Below are 3,519 nucleotides of genomic sequence, written 5' to 3'. Positions count from 1 at the left end.
CCCGCCTGAGCCGTTGAGACACCGAACCCGAAACTCGACCCGGTGGACTCCGAACGTTCCAGGGTGGTCTGGTCGGCGACAACCGAATAGGTTGAGCTGCGGATAGCACGCATGGCTGATTTGCGGTGCTCCCCCACCAGTCGTTCGATGTAGAGCGTGCCGTTGAGGTGGTCTGCCTCGTGCTGGAAACAGCGGGCCAGCATACCGGTACCCTCGTGTTCAACCGGCCCGCCATGGATGTCCACACCGGTAACCTTCGCCCAGCTGGCGCGCCGGACCGGATAGCCAAGGCCCGGAATGGACAGGCAGCCTTCCGACTCCTCAAGCGACGCTTCGGTGTCGACCTCCAGTAATGGGTTCACTATGTACCCTGAGGCGTCGTCAATCCGGAAGGTGAACACCCTTAGGCTGACACCCACCTGAGGCGCCGCGAGGCCGGCGCCGTGCACATCGTCCATGGTCTCCATCATGTCGGAAACCAGTCTGGCAAGTTCGGGTCCGAAGGTGGTGACCTCGGCGGAGGGGGTCCTCAGTACCGGGTCCCCAATGATCCGAATGCTCAACACGGCCATGCTCTGCGGGGTCCTAACGTTATGGATACTTCTTGTGGGTCGATGCCATTCTAGGCGGGAACCAGCCTGCGTTTCAGCCGACGGCAGGTTAGCTGACCACAACCCCGGGAGCCGCACTAGCCGCTGGCACCGGCGGCGGACCGATGGGCAGCAGTGCACGGCCAGCAGCAGCGGCGTCCAGGCCGGCTTCCCAGGACCGCCGCAGAGCGCAGAATCGGAACCAGTGCTCCTTCAGGACCTCGGGGTTGGCGCGCATGGCGCGTACCTCGGTCTTGCCGATGGCCACTCCCAGCAGAATCAGCTCGTGATCGTACTTCCACGGCTCCCAGACCCCTGTCTCACCGTTGACGAGGCTCTCCTGGGCCTTCATCCCCGCCACGAGCTGCATGACCACCTTGTCATCGAGCGCCTTGACCTGCCCATCGCGGTCGGTGTTCTTCGTTTTGAAATCAATCAGGCACAGCCGTCCGCCGATTTCGGCGAGGAGATCAAGGGTGCCGGCGTAACCGACCTCCTCGTTCCACACGGTGAGCTCCGCAGCCAGGGGGCGCACCTGGTAAAGCGTCCACCATTCGTCGAACCGGTCGGCAAACGCCTCTTCGCCATTCTCGACGAGGGCTAGCCGGGCGGCGTCGAGAACATGCGGCTGTTCCAGGTCGCGGAGCGCAACCTGTTCACAGTAGAAGTGCACCCGGGTGCCCCGCTCGGCGGCCTCATCGCGGTACCGTTCGGCAGCAACTGAAGCTTCCTTGACCACCGTCCGGAGCTGCGCCGGGTTGCCCAGGGCTGTGGGAACTCGGGGATCATTGGCGACCGCGTTCGCGGCCATGTAGCCAATCCAGCCGTCAAGGGAGGTCGAGGCCTGGGAGATCACCGTGGTGATCGATGGCACGATCGGGCGGTCGGTGGTGGAACGGGAATACATGCGTCCGTGCTCAGTCGAGTGAGCCAGCAGCGGTTGAGTCATGCTTCCAGTCTGACACCGGACACCGACAATCTACATTTGGCCCTTTCTGGGGCGGATTGGACGAACCCCATTTCCTCCTATAGAGTTTTTACTCGTTGGAAAACGACGAATAACCCTGCAAATTCAACGATTTGTCACGGGATATGGATCATCAATCAACATGCGGACGTAGCTCAGCTGGCTAGAGCACCACCTTGCCAAGGTGGATGTCGCGGGTTCGAATCCCGTCGTCCGCTCGCAAGTCACTGTAGCTGTCGGAGAACCTTTCGGCGGTCCTGGTTTACCAGGCACGGTGGGGTGGCCGAGAGGCGAGGCAGCGGCCTGCAAAGCCGTATACGCGGGTTCGAATCCCGTCCCCACCTCCAGTACTACAGCTTGCACCCATCTCGATGGGCGATTGGCGCAGCGGTAGCGCGCTTCCCTGACACGGAAGAGGTCACTGGTTCGATCCCAGTATCGCCCACGCAAAGCGGTTCCCGTGATTCTTCCGACTCACCGGTACCGCTTTTTCGCGGACGTAGCTCAGCTGGCTAGAGCACCACCTTGCCAAGGTGGATGTCGCGGGTTCGAATCCCGTCGTCCGCTCCAGTTTCACCACCCTCGGGTACACCCCCGCCAGCTGCGGCAGGGGTGTTTTTCTTTCACCCGGTGGTTGCCGCTTTACCTCCCACCCACCGCGAAACTTCCGGGCCGTCACACCTTCCCACCCACCGGCTGCGATCAGTGGGAATGTCTAGACAATCCCACTGACCAGTCACGATCGGTGGGATTCTGGGCCAGGAAACCGTGCCGAGGCAGGTGTGCCAAGATCAGACGGGCGGTGGTGCAGCGGTTAGTGAAGGAGTTTCAGGCCGACGACGCAGGCGACAATCCCCAGCACCAGCAGGATCTTGATGACCGAGGCCGATTCGCCGTCGAAAACCATTGCGTACGTCACGGTCAGTGCGGCGCCGATTCCCACCCACACCGCGTAGGCGGTCCCCACGGGTAGCGTCCGCATGGCCCACGCGAGCCCGGCCATGCTCAGGGTGAGTCCGATACCGAAAATGATTGTTGGCACAAGGCGGGTGAATCCCTCAGACTTCCCCAGTGCTGTAGCCCACACCGCTTCGAGCACTCCGGATACCACTAGAACAATCCATGCCATGACAGTCTCACTCCTGAAACGCCGTCTTGTCGCTGACCGGGTACGGCGCACCTCGTCCGGGTGCCATCTGGCTTTACAAGGCTGTCATACCGCCCACGCGGAGGCAATCCTGAGGATACATACGCCGACGGCGGATACCCAGCCAATGCACAGGCTCTCCCCTTGGAACTGTCATTCCGGGGTCCTAGACTACTGTGCAGTGGGAACATCAGGTTCCCGGATTGAAAGGAGGTGCCTGTGTCTGTATTTGACGGGCTCAAAGGCAAGGCCGGAGCGCTGACGAAAAAGGCAACCGAGCTGGTGGGCGAGAACTCTGGAAAGATCAAGGACGGCATCGGTCACGCTGGCAACTTTGTTGACAGCAAGACCGGAGGCAAGTACGCCGACAAGATCGACAAGGTTCAGTCCAAAGCCTCCGAAATGGTTGATAAGACCGACCGCGGGGACACCAACCGGCCACCTGGCTCTGGAATCCCTCCGGCCGCATAAGGCCTATTGCTCGACAAGAAAGTGCCGGTCCTGCCGAGAGGCAGCACCGGCACTTTTTGCGTCCTGGCTGGTCTGCGTGGAGCGCTAGGCCTCGCTGCCCTGACGCGCCAGGGCGGTTAGACGTGACACCGCGCGATGATACTTCTTCATATACCCGCCGGTCATCATTTCCTCGGTGAACAACTGGTCGAAGGCTACCCCGCTGGCAAAAACCGGGATGTCCTTGTCATAGATCCGGTCCGCGAGGACAACGAAACGCAGGGCAACTGCCTGTTCCGAAATGGTCGCCACATTGTGCCAGGCGATAAAGTCCACCCCGTCGATCAGCTGCCGATACCGGCTCC

At 61.4% G+C, this 3,519-nt stretch carries 5 protein-coding genes, 4 tRNA genes and 1 riboswitch; of the genes, 5 read left to right on the top strand and 4 right to left on the bottom strand.

The features are described from left to right. Together def and Y703_RS0107175 are read right to left on the bottom strand one after the other, a co-directional pair. On the bottom strand, positions 1–572 hold a 572-nt coding region (gene def / locus Y703_RS22350; protein ID WP_081743430.1), incomplete at its 3' end, for a peptide deformylase. A gap of 88 nt (positions 573–660) precedes the next feature. Continuing rightward, a complete protein-coding gene (locus Y703_RS0107175; RefSeq protein WP_026552159.1) occupies positions 661–1,539 on the bottom strand; it encodes a PD-(D/E)XK nuclease family protein in 879 nt (292 codons plus the stop codon). 162 nt (positions 1,540–1,701) lie between these two features. On the opposite strand from Y703_RS0107175, the gene Y703_RS0107170 reads away from it, so the two are divergent. The 4 genes from Y703_RS0107170 to Y703_RS0107155 all read left to right on the top strand — a co-directional run bounded on the left by Y703_RS0107170 (position 1,702) and on the right by Y703_RS0107155 (position 2,127). After that, positions 1,702–1,775 (top strand) — tRNA-Gly (locus tag Y703_RS0107170). Positions 1,776–1,830: 55 nt separating this feature from the next. Next, positions 1,831–1,904: transfer RNA gene (locus Y703_RS0107165), tRNA-Cys, on the top strand. A gap of 26 nt (positions 1,905–1,930) precedes the next feature. Then, a tRNA-Val gene (locus Y703_RS0107160) sits at positions 1,931–2,002 on the top strand. 48 nt (positions 2,003–2,050) lie between these two features. Beyond that, positions 2,051–2,127 (top strand) — tRNA-Gly (locus Y703_RS0107155). 244 nt (positions 2,128–2,371) lie between these two features. Here Y703_RS0107155 and Y703_RS0107150 read toward each other — a convergent pair. Further along, the gene (locus Y703_RS0107150) at positions 2,372–2,686 is read right to left on the bottom strand and encodes a DMT family transporter (RefSeq protein WP_026552158.1); all 315 of its coding nucleotides are present in this window, start codon (positions 2,684–2,686) and stop codon (positions 2,372–2,374) included. A 15-nt stretch (positions 2,687–2,701) separates the two neighbouring features. After that, positions 2,702–2,763, bottom strand: a riboswitch (guanidine-III (ykkC-III) riboswitch). Positions 2,764–2,923: 160 nt separating this feature from the next. On the opposite strand from Y703_RS0107150, the gene Y703_RS18520 reads away from it, so the two are divergent. Further along, entirely contained in the window at positions 2,924–3,175 is a 252-nt protein-coding gene (locus tag Y703_RS18520) for an antitoxin (RefSeq protein WP_035764162.1), read from the top strand. A gap of 84 nt (positions 3,176–3,259) precedes the next feature. Here the strand turns inward: Y703_RS18520 and zapE are convergent. Continuing rightward, a partial coding sequence (zapE, locus tag Y703_RS21470; protein WP_035764161.1) for an AFG1/ZapE family ATPase occupies positions 3,260–3,519 on the bottom strand: 260 nt, incomplete at its 5' end.

The organism is Arthrobacter sp. H20, assembly GCF_000520515.1.
Taxonomy (GTDB): domain Bacteria; phylum Actinomycetota; class Actinomycetes; order Actinomycetales; family Micrococcaceae; genus Arthrobacter_D.
The sequence above is the reverse complement of the archived record's forward strand: the minus strand, read 5'-3'. Positions and strand labels throughout refer to the sequence as shown.

What these genes read in the sequence shown, in the direction of transcription:
- Y703_RS0107175 (WP_026552159.1), bottom strand. Translation starts at nt 1,539, where the DNA reads ATGACTCAACCGCTGCTGGCTCACTCGACTGAGCACGGACGCATGTAT.
- Y703_RS0107150 (WP_026552158.1), bottom strand. Translation starts at nt 2,686, where the DNA reads ATGGCATGGATTGTTCTAGTGGTATCCGGAGTGCTCGAAGCGGTGTGG.